A 19,850-nucleotide genomic window follows, 5' to 3' on the forward strand; every position below is an offset into this window, starting at 1 on the left:
CGTATAAGGGCGACACAACGGAGCGATAACATATACGGCAACCAGCTGACAGGGGGCGGGGATGCGTAAATACAACAAAAAACGTAGACTTAGCAAGCTTCTGACAAGAGCGAGTCTAGCATTAAGCCTAGCGCTAATTCTTGTAGGCTGCGATGGCCCCTTGCACCACACCGAGCCCTTGTTGAGCGATGAGCAAGTGCGCAAGGTGGATGGCATCGTCGGGACCTATCAGTTTCCAGGCGGAGAGGTCGAGAGCCAAAACCGCTTTTATTTGCGACTCTGGCCGGCTGAGGAACGCGGTTACTTCATTGAAGGCTATATGCTTCAAGAGAGTAAACCTGCCGGCAGCACATTGACCTTTCCGGCTTGGCTACGCGTTGGGCAGCGTTCCAATGGCACCTGGCTGGGTGAAATCCGTCATGATGACCTTTACCTTCCCATGCCCATGGCACGTAGTGGTGGACACTTCGAAGCCTGGCCACTGGTTCTACTGCCATTCGACAAACAACAGGAGCAGGCTGAGGCGCTGGGATTTACAGTGGAGAATAGCGGAAAACTGAATGGTGCCGACCGCTCACGTGAGCGATTTCTTTCTCTGGTGGATGCCCTTATGGGCTCTTTATTAGATGGTGAGGAGGGACTACCGCTCTTGCATACGTCGTTCGACTTTGCCGAAGCGGTCGATTCGCCTCGGCGCAGTTACCTTCAAGATCTAGACGGGCGTTGGTATCGCGCCTTAGAGGCTCAGAACACACCTCCGAGCGCCGAGGCTGTGAGGAGCATTCAGATCTTGGCTGACCGCGACGATCCTTGGGCCCACTACGCTATGGCCAGGTTCTACGGCAATGGGTATTACGTAGAGCGTGATATTAAACTTGCCCGGGAGCACGCCGAGCGAGCCCTAGAACTGGGTGAATCCAAAGCGCATGGCATACTCGGCTTTCTGGCTCTGTCTGGGCTGGAAGGCGAGGCCGATGTGACCACGGCGCAGCGGCACTATCGTTTGGCTGCCGCAGCCAATGACCCGGCCGGGACCCGCAACCTAGGTTTGGTTCTCTTGCAGTCGGACAACGATATTGAAGAGGGAGTGAAACTTCTGAACCAGGCAGTGGGACTAGGCGACCCCTTCGCGGCTTATGAACTTGGAGTACGCTATACCCAAGGACAAGGTGTGACGGCCAGCGCAACGCGTGCCTTCCCCCTGATGAGGCAGGCGGCTGAATGGGGTCATACCGAGGCCTCTTATCAAGCCGGATGGGCATTGGAGAATGGCAAAGGTGTTGCTGTGGACGCCAAGGCTGCCTTAGCTCACTACCGTCGTGCTGCCAACCAGCGCCATATTAAGGCACAGATCGCGTTAGGTCGCTTCTACTGGGAGGGCACGGAGGTAACTCAGTCGCCGGCATCAGCCATTAGCTGGTTCCAGCGGGCTGCTGAGCGGGAAGATGTACTGGCGATGAGCTGGCTCGGCCATGCGTTGTCATCTGCGCCCGGCGAACTACGTGACGATGCCCAGGCAGCCGTATGGTTCAAGCGCGCAGCCGACGGAGGGAATGCGTTTGCCATGTGGCGATATGGCGTCCATCTGGCTGACGGGCGGGGGGTAAAAAGGGACATGTCGCAAGCCCACAAGTGGCTTGCTCGAGCAGAAGAGGAGGGAGAAGAGCGGGCCAGGCAGGATTTCAAGCGCGTCGAGACTTTGATCACACAAGCAGTTGACCGCTTGAATCGTCAACAGAGTGGTCAGACAGGCGGTCCGACTGAAGAGGATCTTCGTGTCATTTATGCGGCGCAAACCGGCGCCATCAACAAGCAGCAAGATGACCTGCGAAGACGCTGCGAAAATCGAGAGTTTCAACGCGGCGGGGGCGATCCGCTCATGGCGATGCAATGCGTGGTGGTCATGGCTGGCGGACAGATGCAGACGGGGGTACGTGGCGTGCGGCTGATCGGCTGCGAAAAAGCGCCAGGGCGGCCTGGCTGGAATTGCGACTGGCAGGTGGCGCTAGATATCAACTCTCCCGGGATGCCGGGATCACTCAATCAGATGATGGGGCAGTGGCAAGCCTGCACGGGCCGCTTGGTGCGGGCTGGGCAGAAGTGGCAGATGGTCGAGCGCAGATGTTAGAAATTAAGAATATTCAGTACCATTGTGAAGAAAGAAGCTGAAATTTCCTGGCCTTCATGACCATTCTCGTGAGTTATTAAACCTGAGGCTTTTTCTGAAACCGGCCTTGAACTAGTCCAATTAAAGTGAACATATCAATATGCTTAATCATTGGAGATAAGTAGGAGTTCATGACAAAGAAGGCACGACGTTGGTAATCCGACAAACCCAAGGCCAAAGAGGTAAAAATGTTTCGGGAAAGGGCTATGCCATCTCCTAGGCCGACAGGAGCCCGATTATAGGTAGAAGCTTACTGGACCGCTGATGTCATAATCAAAACACCCCCTACATGGTTAAACGAGAAGCAAATAAACGCGCCCAACTATAAACACAACACCAATACGCAACTTTTTAAGAGGCAACCATATAATTAAATAAGAAGGAGAAGAAAATGAAGATTTATCGCGCTCTAAAAGTGCATCTAATATCTTTGGCTACGTTACTCGCCTTGGCCATTGCATCAACCTCTCATGCACAGTCTATCGAAATCACACAAGCAGTTGACCGCTTGAATCGTCAGCAGAGCGGCCAGACAGGCGGTCCGACTGAAGAGGATCTTCGTGCCATTTATGCGGCGCAAGCCGGCGCCATCAACAAACAGCAAGATGACTTGAGAAGACGCTGCGAAAATCGTGAGTTTCAACGCGGCGGTGGCGATCCGCTCATGGCGATGCAATGCCTTGTGGTCATGGCCGGCGGACAGATGCAGACGGGGGTACGTGGCGTGCGGCTGATCGGCTGCGAAAAAGCGCCCGGACGGCCTGGTTGGAATTGCGACTGGCAGGTGGCGCTAGATATCAACTCGCCCGGGATGCCGGGATCACTCAATCAGATGATGGGGCAATGGCAAACCTGCACGGGCCGTTTGGTGCGGGCTGGGCAGCAGTGGCAGATGGTCGAGCGCAGATGTTAAACATTAAGAATATTCAGGGTGCTTAGTTTGTGTGGACGAAATCAGTTTCATCGAATGACTCGGAAAATAGGTGGAGGATGATTATATTCAACACCACCAGTGGCGAACAGATAGTTAAGACAAGATTCATGAAGCATATGCTAAAAAATAGATTAAGCCTGTTCCAGCGATATCGACTTTGACAAATACCAATATCTATTCTATTAAAATTATAGAACAGTATTAATAATACATGGAAATTAATAATGCCAACGTGCGATAAATGCTTTGGGTCCGGCTGGGCCGGAGTGATAGGGCCCGGCGACCAGGATCGAGCGCCATGTCCTAAATGCAACGGCACCGGGATCTTGCCGGGGAAGCGATGGAAAGGGCCAAGACCTTTACCCGGCAAGGGAGCCCTTCTCCTCATTCTAATAGCGGGCTTGGGGTATCTGGGATATCTCTTCGGGATACATACAGGCGGCCATATTGGGAGCGATAGACCTTTGTTTTTCGCGATGGTGGGTGGATACGTGGCAATTCTGCTGGGGTCTATGCGCGGAACGGGGATCATTGGCCCTATCATTCTCGCCGGCCTTGTCGAGTTCGTAGGTCAACTCTATTTGGACGTCTCGATTCACAACCATATCTTTGATTCATTTTGAGCCGGGATCCTACAGTCTAAGATCACTCACCTACTATCAATTAGTTGAGGCACAGCAGCATCATCCATCTTATTTTGAATAGCGGTAAGGGTTGGGTATAAAGCACGCAAGCACCATTTAGCTCACAATGGCCATTTCCTTTGGAAGCTCAGCGGCGTCTCAGGCATGGCAACCTGATGAACAGAACCCCGGTATAGCCATCAGTGCAAATCACCGCTTATAGAACATCACCGCACACGCCCCGTTGCGTATGACTTCCATCGAATTGCTGCCCGTGGGTTCGGCTGGCGGCGTATGGGCCTTGTAGTGCAGGAATGCCAGCAGCCCATTATCGAGAACGTGAAAACCGACATAGTTGACGGGCTTCTCTCCGCATTCGAGGAAGGTCTCGCCATGTGGGGCGGTGATGCGAAAAATGCTGCCTCCCACGCGCACGGGTTCAAGTCGCGCAGTCGGCCCTACTTCGAAGCTCAGCCGCTCAGGTGCCACAGTCATCGCGCCTAGCAATGTGGCCCATTCACTATAAGGTTGCCAAACGCCGACCAAATCGTCCCCGGCGGTCAGCGGACACGCCATCGCGACGGCGGCGGCGAAAACAAAAGTTCGGACAATTGGTTTCAAAAAAATATTCATTATTTCAACTCGCTTCAACCCTACTCTTTCCGCATTGCATTGAATGTCATTACGGAATCGACGGGGTATGAATCCCCGGCGAAGTCTGTATAAGTTCCTTTCCATATTACCAATACATACATGTGGTCACCGTCTTCGCCCGTCAGCTTTCCTGTTACATCAGCGGTTTCTAAATTGAAGCGTTTCCAGACTCTCTCTGTGGTGGGAGACAATAGCCCGTTCTCAGCCTGAAACGTGCCAGTGCCCGTGATCTCGTCGCCTTCGAAGACAAGCCTCATGGTTGCAGTTGCATCACGGACAGCAGCCACCTGTGCGGGAGACCGCAAATGGACTTCGGCACTATCCCCTGTAACCACAACCTCGGAACCCATATAGAACCCTAAACCTGAAAGCTCAGAATCGGTTTGCTTCGTTCCTAACATATTATCAGCAACAGAACCAGAGTACCTGCCAGCTTGTCGTTTGTTTTGTAGTGGCTCTCCTCCTACATATCCACGCAACCAAGCTGTGGCCAAGCCGATTCTATCCAAGGGGCGAGCCTCCGCACCCTTGACCCATGTGAAGGTGCTCAGAACCCCAGGGGCTTCGGGCCGGGGAAGATTCTCTACCTCTTCCATCCCCTCATCGTCATGATGGAAAAGGATGTCATTCGATAGAGTCACCACTTCCTGATATCTATCGGGATATCCCGGCGGGTTTGAATGGTAGATCATCTGGCCGGGTGCTTGATAAGCAGGTCTCAACTCGTCTGAATTCTCTACGCTAAAAACTTTCATGGCGTCAAGATCGAGACACAAGTCACTGAATATATGCTCAGTTTCAGGAGTTGTGCTGGCCTCGAACCACGAATAACTGACAATAGCGAGGCCAGATTTTCCATTGCAAGGCTCCTGTAGCCTAACATGTTCAATCTCTGCAACCTCTGCAACACCATTCGTCGGTAACGCTAAGAGGGCCGTGACTGTAAGCCCTGCCATATTCTTTAATGAATGAAACATTGTGCCCCCTCGGGTTGCATTGACTCTGCATATGCATTTAATTTGGGCATTGGCTCGACACTGCCTATAATAATCATCAATATACAGGGTTTGCTTGGCTGCTTAAGAGTTGATCAAACATTTCTTACCCACCGCTAAGGCGACAGCATAGGAACTAACGGAGGGCCCTCAATACTTCAATTCTCTGCAAAGTCTGTTCTTCCATACATGACCAATAAAACATGTAATCGGCGCTGCCACCTTCTTCCAATTCCGATTCACAATGCGCGTCGCGACGCCTCAGCCATGCACGTTGTTCTTCGAGGAGAACCTGGCCGGTTCCACGAGCGTCCGCCAATGCCTTAACTTCATTCCAGAGTTGATTTAGTTTCTGGTCCGCGATCTCCCATTTTTGTTTGGCGCAGATGTTGGCGTCCCGTTGGGTCTGCCCGTTACAATAGGATTGAGAAACGGCTGTCGCCGGATGTAGAAATACTGCAACTATGAAAATGAAGAATAGTCTCATGATGAGCTACCACCTCCGGAGCTATGGAAGTAAATATTATCAGCCATAGTTAAGGATCATTATATTTATTTAGAGTCAGTTATCACCTCGGGAGAAAATCGTTAGCTCATACACAACGCAACACTGCAAAGGGAGATCGAACGTAACGACACCTTCTCCGGTTTGCTGCTTGCCTCCTCACGATTGTTCAGCTTGCAATCGGCTGAGAACCTCCAGCATTTCTGGAGAAATATCCGTATGATGATGAATCATCTTCCACGTTCCGGCTTCTCGGTGATAGAGGTTCGTGACGCGATGATCGATGCTGGTCTGATGCCCGCCCATTGTAAGCTCCCCCCGCTCGACACCTACTTCATAGGCAACATCTCCAGCAACCTGGATCAGTTGATCGTGCAGAGCAATATTTCCTCCTGAAGCGAGTTGAGATACTTTCTCAAACGATTCCCTGATCGCATGCCAGCCAACATGTCGACCGCCAACCGGGTGCATGGCCGTCACCTCCTCGCTATGAGACCATATATCTGCCAAAGAATTGGCATCTCCATTCGCCATACGGTTCAGTGCCACGTAGAAATCTTCTGATGCTCTACGAACCTCTTCTTCCGCGCTCATGTTGGCTTTCCTCGCCGCATATCTAGCTAAAGTTGTATTTGATCATACACTGATATGGCATTCGTCTTAATCATTCTAATTCGCACCCTATCTACCAACGAGAGAAACCGGGGAATCCTTCTCTTCTCCCGAGTTCTTCCACATTCCAGTGTAGCTGCATCGCCGTATCCCCGCTTGTCATCCTTCCCGACCAGGTGACCTCGCACTTGAACAGGATCTGCTAGGCCAGACTGGCATTGATCTCCTCGAAGATCCGCTGGTTCTGGGCATGCATCTCCAGCAGGTGGCAGAAACGCAACAGCGTGGTGGCGTTTATGGCCAGATCGATACCGATGAAGTCGAGCATGGATTGGCTGTCATAGATGGCATGTTCCAGTTACTCATTGGAAAGTGCATACCCTGTTTAAGGAAGTAGATCCTAAGCATGCGCTCCAGGCCGATCGGTGACAGGCTACGCTTCCCCGCCGTGTTCAGGAAGTCGGACGTCGACACCCCGCCGAGCAGACGTTGCCACGGCACCAGGGCCTCCTTCTGGGACAGGAGTCGCTCTCAACGAGTAACCTTCTACTTATTCTGGTGATCTGCCTGGGCGAACGAGATTTGCTTCATCGGATGACTTTTTCAGACGGTGCCGGGAGGGGCAGATTCTACCCCGCCGGTGGCGATCAGGCTGCTGCGCCGGGTTTTGTGCAGCGTTTCCCAAACAACATGGAAATCACCCATTAATATCCAATGTAAAACTCAAATTCCTTGGAACATGAATATATATATTGAACAGCTGTGGATACCATCCCTCTGGGCATTCTTGGTGTAGCTTTAAAGAACTTTCCTCACGCCTGAATGCGACGCCCTTTATGCAATAAAATCTTTCGTCAATCGTTATACGGTCACTATCTGAATTTTTTTTTGGTAAAAAAACCTCTGCCTCTCCATTATTGTCTTGAAATATTACAGACATAAAACCCACAAACTCAACTCCTGGTCCATCATTAACAGGTAGGCAACTGTCTTTTTCGATTTTAAGCCACCCTACACTCGACCATACCTGTGCATAGTTCCTAACTTCTCGCTGCACCTTGCTAATATATATATCTTTATCAGCCTTATTACAAGCAACAAAGTCTCCGTAAGTTTCAGGGGGCACTAGTCCATAAATAACAGCGAAGAAGAAAAGAATCTTTTTCATAGCACACCCCCATAACAATATTGGTGGCTGTACACCTTGAAAAAATCAACATTTATTTTCATGAATAGCTTCTAGTGGGACTATTCGTCCACTTTTATAAAACCAGAATTCACCATTAAAAGATCTGATGATAACTTTTTTATCTTTTGAAAAATCACATACTCTTCTAGCCGGACATCGCAACTCAACTTCCCTACATTCCAATGATCTTCGCTCATCATTGAGAGCCGCAAGCTTCCTCTTTAAACCATCTATATGATCTTGAGTTAAATCAAGGACTCTCTCTCTTACTTCAGGATCAAGTCCTCCACCAGATGATGTAGAGCGTGTTGTGTCCAACTTTTTTTTATCTTGCTGATCACTTCGACACCTTTCATTTTGAATCTTAAAATCTAAATGAGGAAACCCAAAAGACTTCTCCTGAAAATATACCGCCACTCCGCCATTACCCCACTCCCAGTTTCCATTCCCAAAAGCGTTAGAATATGCATCACAAGAAACACCGAGATAAATAGCACCGTCATTAGTTTCTATAGATGCCCCATGCTCATTATAGGTTACTGATAAAGCTTCAGCTTTAGCATCACTAGAATAATAAGAAGAAATCAAAAAAAATATTGCAAACGCCCCCGTTGTGACAATGATAAGCGATAATTTTCGTAAAGTTGAACAACTTGTTGAATTAAGCATCTCATCCCCCCCTTGTTTACATTCAACATCATGTGGTTTAACTTTCGGATTATGTGTTTAACCACCCGACTGGGGATGATGAATAGTTATTCATTTTTGAATACTCATGAGATTTAGACATCACAGGCTCTGGCCATGATTTTTTAACTCTGAGATAAAATTATAAGCCGACCGACACATCCAGTTTAAACTCTATATTTACTTTACAAATGTTGGAATTTTAATTATCCCTTGAGAGTTTCGTATTTTAAATATAGGTTCATCTTCAACCTTCTCGGAAATATGTTCTTCTAAATAGTGTAAAACATAGGTGGTCAAGCCCCCCATGAATCAACACTTTTTATATGCAAAGAATCCATAAAAAACTCTAAGTGGTCTCCTAAAAGCACAGCAGAACAATAAAGGACTAAATCATCCTCAACTGTATCGAACTCAATCAAAAAAACCTCTCCTCCATTTCTCAACCTTCTAACTAAATAAAAACTCATATTAGCATCATCTTCCCAGTCCACTGTTCCGTCGCTATTAAAGCTAAAAGCCATAATGGTATTGTCAGGCCTTGCAAAAAAACACCTAAACAACCTAAACTATCTTTCTCCGCAGTATCAGATAAAACCACACCTTTCCTAAAGATCTCTATCTCATATACAGGATTCTTAGAAACGCCTTTAGTCAATTTCAAATCTGATTCATAGCATTCCGAAAGCACTGCTGTTATTAAAATAAAAATAGGTAAACTCAAAAGCTTGATAAATTTAAAATTCTTCAAAGCCCCCAAAAAAAACTAGGCAAGTGATATTCTCTATATATTCAATGTTTTCCGAAAACCTTGATCTTTATCGGCCACAATTTACAATTACATCACCTTATATATTGTTATTTGAATATTCATTACTGGATAGTTGAAATTAAGACCGCTCACTAACTATAACATTTATCGATTACACTTTGTAGGATACGAAACTCTTCCAGTGTGGATCCCATTTGATTGACAACCCTCTTGGCAAATAGCTCAAGACGTTTGGTCTGCCACTCCTTCATTACTGTAACTGATGATTGATGATGCAGTACCTTCTGAAGGACGAGGTGATTGTACAGCCAAACGTAGCGCTTGTGTGTCTTCTCGAGGCCTTCACATGATGCATAGCACCAAGTCACCTGCACATCGCTGATGCGGCCGTTGAGGCGCTCCAGCAGATCGTTCATCTGTGACCTTCCCATCTTGAATAGGCTATGTTCGTTCCCATGGGGCCTGACACTCCTCATCGAAAGGCTGGCGGTCGCTGAGCTTGCGCTCACCTGGCCACATAAAAGCGATCGGTTAACGACTTACCGTCGTGGGTGAGTACCGTCTGGATCTTGAAGGGATCCTTCTCATCCACACGCTGCATAAATGCCTTGGCACCCTTGGCGGAGTGGCTGCCGCCTGACTTCTAGATAGACCCGGTGTATGGCGCGGTCGATGGCGATGTACAGGTAGCGTTTCTACTCCTCGTCGGGCATCTGAGGCAGATGCTGGATGTTGATATGCACTTATACAGGTACAGGCTCGTAGTCCTTGAAGGTCTTGTACCGGGGCTTACCATCATCTCCGCTGTCCTGCCTAGCCAACTTCAGCCAGTGATAGCACTTCGCGCTGCTTGAGCATGCGGTGTAGACCATTGCGAGACAACCAAGGGTTCAGGAATTCACGTGCCACGACGAGCAGATCATCCAGGCCGAGGCGCAGGAATCCGCGAGCGGGGATCAGCTCCTCCTTCTCAGGCGTGAGCGTGCCCAGCAGAGAATAATTCCTATAGCTCATTTGACCATCCGGTACCCTGCATCTATAGGAGGTTTGGTCATCCGGGAGCCTACAGTTTTACGATGTATCAGGTTACAAAGCTACCGCTAACCGGCCCCCATAAAAGCCACCACATTAAACAGTCAAACGTATCACTGCTGTCAGCCAGCTACAGCCAGCAGCGCTACATTTGGATACATACAACGCAGTCTAATCAAGGATTCTTCGCCGTGCGTAATCGATCAGGAAAAAACGTCATAGGGCTGGGAACAAAAGAATTTACCATTTGAGATGCTTGGGTGATGCTTAAATAAAATAAAAAAATTTCTCACTAATTACTATAAGATAACACGACAAATATCTATCATTTCTTTTCATTAAAACTAAAATTTAACTTGAACCATTCGATGTCTGTCAACATAGGGGATGCCTAAATCGGCTCCCTCATTAAAAAACTGCAATCTTCTGTTTCGGCTTTACCTCGGGATTCTGGAACATGGTCTTTGGCAATCTCAGTTCTCCGCCTCGCCAAAATGTTGTTATGCCGGTGTGACATAGCTGAGGGCGCGCTTGCTATGTTCATGGTTTTATCTTGCCCAGGAGCTGTAGACACCAACGCGTGAAATGTTCACGGGATGCTCTCCTCAAACAGTGTCCTCTCATCACTCAAAGTGGTTAATCGGCGCTAGTGTAGGGTTGGGAGGGATCCATCCCATTGGTGGTGTGAGCACGGGAGGGAGGTGACTCTCCCTTCTTAGTTAATGCTCTGTGGGGTAACACACTTTGATCACCTCTAAATCTGTTTAGGTGAAAACTATGTTTATAGATAGGGGGCCCGGCGCACGGGTATGTCGTCAGGAGTTGGTGGCGGAATGACGAATAGCATGCGCCTCGATCTGTCCGGCCCGCGCAATCGCGGTGCTGGCGGCCAACGACCGCAGTCACTGGCCGCCGTCGGTCACAGATGCTTTGCGGCGACCTCCCGGAACTGCCCGTTTTCCTGAATGGCCTTCAGGCCCTTGTCGAGCCGGCGCAGGATGATGCGGGTTTGCGGATTGGTCCGCATTCCGACCGCGTGAAGGGTCTGAATCGTGGACAGGTCGATCACCTCGGCGGTGCGCTCTTCCATCCCTAGGCTCTGGATGATGCGATCGGAGGTGTCAATGTTGACCGAGACGAGATCCACCTCCTTTGCAGCCAGCATCTCGAAGCATTCCTCCGGCGTGGCGGGAGCGACCCGGGTGATGGCCGGTGCGACAAGGCCGGCCGCTTCGAGATCGTGCGTGAAATACCCGTCGGGCCGGCACAGCGTCATACCGCTGGCATCCGAGGCGGTGCTGATATTCTCGACCTCTCCCGCGCGCCCATAGAAGGTAACCACGATTTCGTGTAGAGGACGCGACCAGAGGAGGTTTTCGCAGCGCCAAGTCGAGGCCCGGCCGAGGTTGGCGGTGTTGCTGCAATCCGGCTTGAACCAGGGATAGCCGATGTCGTAGCTGCCGTTTTCCAGGAGCGGTTGCAAATGCGCGCCCCAATCCCCGATCACGTCGACCAGGTAGTTTGCGGACTGGCCGCCGAACTGCATCGCGCGATGAATAAGCTCGGTGCTGAAACCGCCCTCGGGAAGATTTTTTCCCACATAGGGCGCGTAGTTCGTTCCCGTCAGGAACTGGATATTGTTTGTATTCGCCGCCCGGATATCCGGCAAATCATCGGAGTGAGTCACTTGGGTGTCATTCAGACACGGAATAAAGAGGTCTGCGCCGATGGGAACGACATTCGGGCTAGTCAACACGCCAGGATTGACGTCGAAGAGGTTCTGGTATGCTCTCGGATTGTCGTATGCGCGCTTTGCTATGTCGGAGAGCGAGTCTCCGCGCTCCGTCGTATATGTCGAGTTGCAGGAAATTTCCTGCGCCTGGGCCGAGGTCGCTCCTGAGAGAAGTGTCGTCAGAAGTGCAAGACCTACAAATGTTCTATTAAGAATCATCTCAATCTCCCTTTCTCACTAGCTTCATCAAGCTCTTCAGTTCCCCGCCTCGAATGGATACCTGGCGGTCTCAAGTTCCAAGTACAACGTTTACATAGTGGACGGACCCCCGATTGACTTCTTGAGCACCTCACCGCCCTAAGTGGCAACCTCAACGACAAAGCTACCGCCAAGCGGCCCCCATAAAGCCACCACATTAAACTGTCAAACGTATCCCTGCTGTCAGCCAGCAGCGCTACATTTGGATACATGCAATGCAGTCTAATCAAGGATGCTTCGGCGTGCGTAATCAGTTAGGAAAATTCGTCATCGGGTTAGATAATACTAATACTTATATATTAGATGCCTGAGAGCGACTCACAGACAATGAATAAATTTCTACGACATAACAATAAGATGGCACGTCGAATTTCGATTATCGCTACACATGAATATTTTAATTTAGTTTTTTACTTCTGTGGAGGTCACCATAGATGCCGCTTGAATCAGGTTCGTTCTTTAAAAATTGCTAGCTTCTGTATCGGCTATCAAAATCTACCCCACGGCCCAATTTTCAGCCCCAGCCCGCCAAGTGCGCCCCGGAATGTTTCACTTGCGGATCGGACCTGGGGCGATGTGGTGTAAGCAATGCACCCCGGCTGGTGAGGTGAGAGGCGAGCCATCGTGCCCAGCTGGGGGTGCCAAACTGGATAGAGCCGAGGATGCTCTCTACCCTACGGCCCTGTTTTCGACTACCAGGCGCCACGGAGTACCTTCACGCGCAGAGGGGACCTGAGGCGATGTTGGTGTAGGCAACGCCCCCGGGGGGTTGAGGCGAAAAGCGGGCCATCGTGTCGAGCCGAGCGGAGCCCACAGGGATTGGGCAGTGGATTCTCCCTACCTTACGGCCCAACTATCAGCTAGCGGCGCGCAACAGGCGCCACGGAATGCCTTCACCCGCAGATACGATCTGAGGCAATGAGGTGTAGGCAACGCACCTTCACCGGGATACCTCGTCGCAATCGTGCCCGACGGTTTCGTTCGCACGTATCTCCTGATCCTGTTGATTCAGCATGACCTCACCTTCTGAATCTCGGACCTTTGGAGAACAGACGGATGCAGCTTCAGAAAACTCATATTAGTAATAAACACCTCTACTTCAAGAACGAGGACAAGCTCATCTTTTTGACCTATCTTATCTAAACCCTTAGTGATCCAGCGTAATGAAAGTCGAGGAAAAATAATTAATTCTCATCCTCACGGCCATCATGCCGAAAAGTGGCACCACCCTCGTATAACACATAAGTTAAACGATTATAATCTTCGTAAGGAAGGGAACATGGAGAAGAACGAAATAACATTAGCCGCTGTTTCAATAATGTCGGGTGCAGCTGCCGCTATGGGACCAGCTGGAGTACCCGCATTCCTTCTCGCTGCCTCAATAGGCTCAATACTCACACTTTATGGCGGTGCTAAAGAAGACAAAAATGGCATAACTGAGGAAATTATCAAAGAAGTTATTCGCCAACACTTTGCGGAAAACACGGCAAGAACCGCTTGGTCAAAAATTAAGCCTTCTTATCATTATTATCAAAATTACGTCGCTCGCGCTAGCAGTGGCGAAGAGTTCTCTGAAAGAGATCTCAGCCACATAGATGATGCTATTATTGCAGCAATTGGACCAAACTCCAGCCTCCAAGAAGGACTCACGCTACTATACAATGAAGTCAAGCCATATGATTATCAGTATGTAGAGCATAACTTACCAATCTATTTGCTTGGTGCAAGCGTTCATATACAGTACCGCATGCTTGATATTGCCAAACAAAAACTAAACGGTGAAACTATAGTCCCACATCAGTGGACATCTCTTGCCGATCTTGCTGATGTATATAGAAGCAATGTCATCTCAATATCAGGATACGTAAAGAACATGACTATCGAGACTATTTTGAGAAAAGAGCTTGCAGAAGGAAAGTTTACACTTGGCTCTAGCAAGTTAGAAAAGAGAAATGAAGAACTTCATCAGCATTACCTGGGCAATGATCACGATGTGACTAAGTTTATCCTCGACATGCAACAGGTACAAAGTCGCTTGAAACAAACAGCAAATCTTTAAGGAGCAGATGAACTATTCGGTTCGGCCGACTGAATCGTTCAGCCTGGCCAAATCATCACCTAAGCGGTCATTACATGACCACCTCAGATGATCTGCTTCCCCTGGCAGCCGGTTTTCCGGCTGCCAGGCTAATTTCAAGACACACTCCCCTTTCATCATGCCCATGGCACCTACCCGCCAAGACCAGATCCCCGACAGCGAACAGAATAAACATCTATGGATCACTGTTAGTCAGCCCCAGATAGCGAACCTTCCGGTATCGGCACAGGATCTTGATGACATGAAACGGGTGCTCGATCTTGGCACGGGTGCTGGCGTTTAGCCAGCACCGTTCTCTAATACAGGAGCGCCAGTAGGCCATCCTTCCAAAAATACCAACGGCAATATCCTAATGTTTAGTTTTTCGCTTCCTCCTCCAAAAACGCCTTCTCCTTCGGGCTGATCTGGAACACTACCGCGTGAGCCGGCTGGTCGGTTGTATTTATTGCCCGCATCCGGGCATCCAATGGTTCGGCCACCGCTTCTCCCGCTTTCACTGTCTTGGTCTCACCTTCCACCTCAAACGTCACCTCTCCTTCGATGACATACACATAGACAGGGCTTGGATGAGAGTGCCAAGCAGCGGCTGTGTGTGGCTCCATCGCTACTCGAACCACTCGAACAGATTGATCGCCAGGGGGTAGATCAATTTCTTGTGCCAACACCTCTTCCAACTCAGACGCTGGCTTATCGATTTCTGTCAGGTCTTGAGCCACACCCCATGATGATGCGATCACCAAGGCGGCACCAGCCGCCCACGTCAGCAGTTTCATCGTAGTTCTCCTATCCCGTCAGGGCAGTGCAGGATCTAGCAATATCGCCGCAGCTAAGGTGCGCGGCGCGCTCATCTATAACTATAGTCTAACCGCCTAGGAAACCCTCATTTTGTGAAACGCTGATCAATTGTCTCTGAACGGATGACACTGTCAGCATCTCACACTAACCGAGTCACCAGTTATTTTATGAACCAGCCAAGTGGTCTGTTTGACCTGGAAGTAGGGTTGTCCGGCTGTTAAACCGGACTCAACACATACTAGATCCGCCGACACGTCCACGGCAACGTGTGATCAATTCAAGTTTTCCTTGAGTGGAACTGAGACTGATATTTAACCTGTAAAAGTATCAGAAATGCACAGATTTTTATCAGCCTATGGTAGAGTTTGTTCATTGTGTACCATTGTAATCTCTAAAAGAAACACTGGCTGTATTTATAATCTTATAACCCTTTAGATCGAGATGGAAGACCTAGATAAAGCATCTTCATATATGACAAGGATTTACGAATATATCGTACTTTTAAAACTTTCCGTACTCGACCGATGTTAGCAGTGTTCATTCTAGAGACTAGTGGCAATGCCTTCTGCATCCTCCATTCACATTATGGTTAACGGGTTTGTTGATTCTTTAAAATGCGAACGAGCGAAATGTTTTCTATGAAAAAAATTCATTCAGAATAACCTACGAAGTGAAAATTGCTCTTTTATTTCAGCAATCTCTTTTAGGGGGGTTCAACTAAAATAAGATAGCCAAAGCTAGAAACACCCTGACGGTGATCATAACACCCTGAGCAGTGACAATACACTTGTCTTTCTGATGAGAAAGCGTGTCTAATATGGGCGATTTCCCTGTTCCCCTTCGAGATGCTCAAAGCGCATGGCACGGCACTTGCCGGCAAGGCATAGCGCCTATGGCTCAACCCGGTATCGGGGAGTTATTCGGCACCCAGGATTGTCTACCGATGACAGCTTCAGTCTCGATACCTCAACGGGGCATTTTCCATGAAACTCATTGGGTATAGTTTGGCTCTGATCATCGCGCTGGTGACCATTTCTTCCGTTCTGGCGGCAGATTCGGTTTATCTAGAAGAGCGCATGAAAGGACTCCATGATAAAGCGGGTACTTCAATCATGATACCGGCGGCAACGCCGACTAAGGCGGAGCAGATAAAAACTAGTGTGAGAGGGGCTCCGGCGACAATCGTGACCCCCGATCCCTGGTGGCATTGACGCTAAAGGTCAGGTATCAAGCTCTATCTGCGTAAGGATGCCGGGCTGAAAGCAGGACACCCTTCATCGCCATGGCTCGTCCTCGAGCCATGGCGTATTCTTGATCCGCCACGCATGTCGCGCAGCGCCTTTCAACCGCTATCTGGTCATTTGTGGTGTCTGGCCGGATGAGTTGGAACCGTCTCATAGATCAGGGTTCCGAACGAGGGTGTAGAACCGATTGATTGCTGTCATCGACTCTCATCAACGTCATGCGACTGCTTGGTAGTCGGTCAACCTACACCCTATTCGACTTATACCCAGTGACTAAGGAACCACTGATCAATTCGTCTCAGAGCGGCTGAAGGGCTCAGAAGGGCACTACCACCGCCTCAGCGATCATTTTCAGACCACATCAGGGGGGGGGACTATTTTCTCTGGCAGCCGGGTCATCCCGCTGCCAGGCCTGATTCAAGGCGCACTGGCCCCATCAACTTGGTCCTCGCATCGTGTCGCCAGCACCAGGTTGGCAAACCCGACCAGGCTGAATAGTTGCGCCTGATTCTTGACCAGACCCTTGTAGCGAACCTTCCGGTAGCCGAAGTGGTTCTTGATGACATGAAGCGGATGCAGGACTTGGCCTTCTTGATTGCCAGCAGCATCGTTTTCGTGGAGCTGTCTTCCATCCTCTGTTTATACGGGACACAGCAAATAAACAAAGAGAACCATGAATTAAAAAAGGTGGCGTCCGTTAAACCGGACGCCACCTTTAGTTAATCTACAACTCTCTACCCGCTGCTAATGATTCCGAGGACTGCATTGATCTGAACACCAGCAGAATTGAGACGCTACAAGCTTTACCACACATACGCCCATCAAGGGCTCAAGCCATTATCGATGGACACCCTTGGGATCATCCTGAACAACTGCAACGAATCTCAGGACTTGGGGGCGAACGAGTAAATGATATCGTGCTTAGTGATATAGCATGTGATCTTTGATGGCTCTTCGCCGTTGGGTGGAGAATTCGACTCTTGCGTTCAAAAAATTGGCGCCGGTTGATTATACCGGCGCCAATGGGTTTGGTTACTCGGTCGTGCCGGACATCTCATCAAATTCGCTCTTAAACGCCTCTAGGTCATACTGCATGCCGTTTAAAACCGTGCTCCAGTGCCTCACCTGCGCGGCCACCGCCACTGCTTCACGGATCTCATCCACAGTAGCTCCCTCAGCGCGAGCCCTCTCGGTATGGGCATAGGAGCAATACGAGCATGGAATCTGGGCGGCGACGGCGAGACCAATTAGTTCCCGTGTTTTGGCATCGAGCGCCGCCTCTCCACTTTGGAGGGCGCTTCTTGCCTCGAGCGCCGATTGGAGGCCATGCTTGGGGTAGGTTTCACTGAAAAATTTCGGTGCTTCTTGGGCGACAGCGAAGCCGGATATGCCTAGCATGAGTGCGCTAGCCAACAGAAATGTCTTCATCAGAAGTCTCCTGGTCATATACGCGGCAATTACCGCTCCCTTAGTATAGAAAGTAGTTTTTCGTTTCACCTTGAATGTTTTAGCTTATTTATCGCTGGGTATAGATCCGCCCACTGAACTGGCCCAAGGTATGACCTTCCCCACGAGCAAGAGGTACGTCATCGACGGCACCTAGATACCGCCCCCGGTCTTGGACTGAACCCGTCTAATTCATTAGTGTTCCGCATGTGGGTATTAAGCCAAATGACTGCTGGCATCGACCCTCTTCAACGTCATGCGGCCGCTTGGTAGTCGGTCGACCTATACCCGATTCGACTTTTAACCAACCTTTTCATCACTAATAGAAATCAATGTCGAGCGCCGGCGCCGCCGTGCCCGCCGACCTCCGTCGTGGCCACTCTGCTGACTGGCTGAATCATGGTGATGCCGAGTGTCAGGCCAAGGCCGTCAGCCGAGGCAGCCCTTTCAGCAAGGTGGGCCATCATTTGTCGACGGCATCGCCGAGGTGTACCGTGATGCGCTGGGCGTGCAGCGACAACGTGTCGGCGACCTTAAGCACCTGCTCGCGTATCCGGCTCAGGCTCCAGCCTTGCCGAGTCTGCCGCTCCAGCAGGCAGCGCAGGCCATGCAGGACCTGGTAGACGTATACGCTCAGCAGCAGGCTCACCTCGTTGCGGGCCATCACGACCTGGACGGTGGAGTCGACACGATCTGTCGACGAGAGGTGCACGTCGAGCGCCGACGAGCTATGGTGACTTCTGGTGTACGGAAGGAGGTAGGAAAGGTGGCGTATCCTGTTGATTGATCTCGCCAGATCACAATCAACAAGGAATGGATACGCCATGACCAATTCTACCCTCCGGGCTCTTTCACAACCAGAACCCCAAGTCACTGACCCGCTGCACGAGCTGCTGCGCCAAGGTGCCCGTGACCTGATCGCCAAGGCAGTCGAGGCTGAGTTAGCCACCTTCCTGTCGCAGTATGCTGATCAGCGGCTAGACGATGGCCGCCAGGCCGTGGTCCGCAACGGCTACCTGCCTGAGCGCACGGTCCAGACCGGGATCGGGGATGTCAGCGTGCAGGTGCCCAAGGTGCGTGACCGCAGCGGCGGTGGCGCCCGCTTCAACAGCAGCCTGCTGCCGCCCTACTTGAAGCGGGCTCGCAGCATCGAGGAACTGATCCCTTGGCTCTATCTGAAGGGGATCTCCACCGGCGACTACCAGGAGGCCTTGGCGGCGCTGCTGGGCGACCAAGCCAAGGGGCTGTCGGCCAACACGGTGTCACGGCTCAAGAAACAATGGGAAGAGGAGCATACCGAGTGGCGGCAGCGGGACCTGGCAGACCGGCGCTACGTCTACTGGTGGGCTGACGGAATCTACAGCAATGTGCGCCTGGATGACCGCCTGTGCCTGCTGGTGATCATCGGCGTAACCGAGCAGGGCCGCAAAGAGCTGGTGGCCGTCGAAGACGGCTTCCGCGAGTCGGCGGACAGTTGGAAGACCTTGCTGACAGGCCTGCGAGAGCGCGGCCTGATCCAGGCGCCCAAGCTGGCGGTGGGCGACGGTGCCATGGGGTTCTGGGCGGCCCTGAGCAAGATCTATCCGGAGACCGACCATCAGCGTTGCTGGGTTCACAAGACGGCTAACGTGCTGAACAAGCTGCCGAAGTCCGTGCAGCCCAAGGTCAAGGCCGACCTCCATGACATCTGGATGGCAGAGACCCGCGACGGGGCGCACAAGGCTTTCGATCGCACCCTGAAACGCTTCGAGGCCAAGTACCCCAAGGCGATGGGGTGCCTGGCCAAGGATCGGGAAGAGCTGCTGGCGTTCTACGACTACCCGGCAGAGCACTGGGTGCATATCCGCACCACCAACCCGATCGAGTCGACCTTCGCCACAGTCCGCCTGAGGACCAAGCGCAGCCGAAACTGCGGCTCCCGGGCGACAACCCTGGCGATGGTCTTCAAGCTGCTCCAGAGCGCCCAAAAGCGATGGCGGCGTATCAAGCACTTCCAGAAGTTGGAGCTGGTCGTCAGCAACGTCGAGTTTCGGGATGGGGAGCAGGTAACCGATCAGTCAGACAGGAATGCGGCCTGACCGCCATCCACCAGATTTGACGATAACTC

The 19,850-nt window shown here is 50.7% G+C and carries 16 protein-coding genes and 5 pseudogenes; 6 read left to right on the plus strand and 15 right to left on the minus strand.

From position 1 onward, the window contains the following. The first annotated feature begins 160 nt into the window (after positions 1–160). Both QLQ83_RS12080 and QLQ83_RS12085 read left to right on the plus strand, forming a co-directional pair. Positions 161–2,128: an SEL1-like repeat protein gene (locus QLQ83_RS12080; RefSeq protein WP_282735772.1), complete on the plus strand. Its 1,968-nt coding sequence runs from the start codon at positions 161–163 to the stop codon at positions 2,126–2,128. 430 nt (positions 2,129–2,558) lie between these two features. After that, a complete protein-coding gene (locus QLQ83_RS12085; RefSeq protein WP_282735773.1) occupies positions 2,559–3,080 on the plus strand; it encodes a hypothetical protein in 522 nt (173 codons plus the stop codon). An 854-nt stretch (positions 3,081–3,934) separates the two neighbouring features. On the opposite strand, the gene QLQ83_RS12090 is transcribed toward QLQ83_RS12085, so the two are convergent. The 10 genes and pseudogenes from QLQ83_RS12090 to QLQ83_RS12135 all read right to left on the minus strand — a co-directional run bounded on the left by QLQ83_RS12090 (position 3,935) and on the right by QLQ83_RS12135 (position 12,121). After that, the gene (locus QLQ83_RS12090; protein WP_282735774.1) at positions 3,935–4,357 is read right to left on the minus strand and encodes a hypothetical protein; all 423 of its coding nucleotides are present in this window, start codon (positions 4,355–4,357) and stop codon (positions 3,935–3,937) included. Between the two features lie 20 nt (positions 4,358–4,377). Then, a complete protein-coding gene (locus QLQ83_RS12095; RefSeq protein WP_282735775.1) occupies positions 4,378–5,355 on the minus strand; it encodes a hypothetical protein in 978 nt (325 codons plus the stop codon). A 154-nt stretch (positions 5,356–5,509) separates the two neighbouring features. Continuing rightward, the gene (locus tag QLQ83_RS12100) at positions 5,510–5,860 is read right to left on the minus strand and encodes a lysozyme inhibitor LprI family protein (RefSeq protein WP_282735776.1); all 351 of its coding nucleotides are present in this window, start codon (positions 5,858–5,860) and stop codon (positions 5,510–5,512) included. A gap of 177 nt (positions 5,861–6,037) precedes the next feature. Further along, the gene (locus tag QLQ83_RS12105; RefSeq protein ID WP_282735777.1) at positions 6,038–6,472 is read right to left on the minus strand and encodes a YybH family protein; all 435 of its coding nucleotides are present in this window, start codon (positions 6,470–6,472) and stop codon (positions 6,038–6,040) included. A gap of 223 nt (positions 6,473–6,695) precedes the next feature. Next, positions 6,696–7,081 (minus strand): annotated as a pseudogene (locus QLQ83_RS12110) (transposase); the annotation flags it as partial. Between the two features lie 106 nt (positions 7,082–7,187). Continuing rightward, a complete protein-coding gene (locus QLQ83_RS12115) occupies positions 7,188–7,658 on the minus strand; it encodes a hypothetical protein (RefSeq protein ID WP_282735778.1) in 471 nt (156 codons plus the stop codon). Positions 7,659–7,703: 45 nt separating this feature from the next. After that, positions 7,704–8,348, minus strand: coding sequence for a hypothetical protein (locus tag QLQ83_RS12120; protein WP_282735779.1), 645 nt, complete (start codon positions 8,346–8,348; stop codon positions 7,704–7,706). Between the two features lie 314 nt (positions 8,349–8,662). Continuing rightward, on the minus strand, positions 8,663–8,860 hold the full coding sequence (locus tag QLQ83_RS12125) for a hypothetical protein (RefSeq protein ID WP_282735780.1): 198 nt from the start codon (positions 8,858–8,860) through the stop codon (positions 8,663–8,665). 409 nt (positions 8,861–9,269) lie between these two features. Continuing rightward, positions 9,270–10,191 (minus strand): annotated as a pseudogene (locus QLQ83_RS12130) (transposase family protein); the annotation flags it as partial. Positions 10,192–11,089: 898 nt separating this feature from the next. Then, entirely contained in the window at positions 11,090–12,121 is a 1,032-nt protein-coding gene (locus tag QLQ83_RS12135) for a transporter substrate-binding domain-containing protein (protein ID WP_282735781.1), read from the minus strand. Positions 12,122–13,439: 1,318 nt separating this feature from the next. Between QLQ83_RS12135 and QLQ83_RS12140 the strand changes: the two genes are divergently transcribed. Next, positions 13,440–14,219 carry a hypothetical protein gene (locus QLQ83_RS12140; RefSeq protein WP_282735782.1) on the plus strand — a complete coding sequence of 260 codons (780 nt, stop codon included), beginning with the start codon at positions 13,440–13,442 and terminating at the stop codon, positions 14,217–14,219. Between the two features lie 217 nt (positions 14,220–14,436). Here QLQ83_RS12140 and QLQ83_RS12145 read toward each other — a convergent pair. After that, positions 14,437–14,535: pseudogene (locus QLQ83_RS12145) on the minus strand (IS5/IS1182 family transposase); the annotation flags it as partial. A 79-nt stretch (positions 14,536–14,614) separates the two neighbouring features. Beyond that, on the minus strand, positions 14,615–15,031 hold the full coding sequence (locus tag QLQ83_RS12150) for a cupin domain-containing protein (RefSeq protein WP_282735783.1): 417 nt from the start codon (positions 15,029–15,031) through the stop codon (positions 14,615–14,617). A gap of 1,005 nt (positions 15,032–16,036) precedes the next feature. Between QLQ83_RS12150 and QLQ83_RS12155 the strand changes: the two genes are divergently transcribed. Then, positions 16,037–16,264, plus strand: a complete 228-nt coding sequence (locus QLQ83_RS12155; protein WP_282735784.1) for a hypothetical protein — start codon at positions 16,037–16,039, stop codon at positions 16,262–16,264. A 450-nt stretch (positions 16,265–16,714) separates the two neighbouring features. Here QLQ83_RS12155 and QLQ83_RS12160 read toward each other — a convergent pair. Beyond that, positions 16,715–16,953, minus strand: a pseudogene (locus QLQ83_RS12160) (IS5/IS1182 family transposase); the annotation flags it as partial. A gap of 114 nt (positions 16,954–17,067) precedes the next feature. Between QLQ83_RS12160 and QLQ83_RS19555 the strand changes: the two are divergent. After that, on the plus strand, positions 17,068–17,244 hold the full coding sequence (locus QLQ83_RS19555) for a ComEA family DNA-binding protein (RefSeq protein ID WP_411971133.1): 177 nt from the start codon (positions 17,068–17,070) through the stop codon (positions 17,242–17,244). An 85-nt stretch (positions 17,245–17,329) separates the two neighbouring features. On the opposite strand, the gene QLQ83_RS12165 is transcribed toward QLQ83_RS19555, so the two are convergent. Beyond that, positions 17,330–17,725, minus strand: coding sequence for a carboxymuconolactone decarboxylase family protein (locus tag QLQ83_RS12165; RefSeq protein ID WP_282735785.1), 396 nt, complete (start codon positions 17,723–17,725; stop codon positions 17,330–17,332). Between the two features lie 481 nt (positions 17,726–18,206). Further along, positions 18,207–18,467: pseudogene (locus QLQ83_RS12170) on the minus strand (IS1380 family transposase); the annotation flags it as partial. A gap of 100 nt (positions 18,468–18,567) precedes the next feature. Here QLQ83_RS12170 and QLQ83_RS12175 point away from each other — a divergent pair. Continuing rightward, positions 18,568–19,821 carry an IS256 family transposase gene (locus QLQ83_RS12175; RefSeq protein WP_282733537.1) on the plus strand — a complete coding sequence of 418 codons (1,254 nt, stop codon included), beginning with the start codon at positions 18,568–18,570 and terminating at the stop codon, positions 19,819–19,821. The last annotated feature ends 29 nt before the right edge of the window (positions 19,822–19,850 follow it).

The sequence above is a fragment of the Halomonas rhizosphaerae genome (assembly GCF_030010555.1).
GTDB lineage: Bacteria > Pseudomonadota > Gammaproteobacteria > Pseudomonadales > Halomonadaceae > Halomonas > Halomonas rhizosphaerae.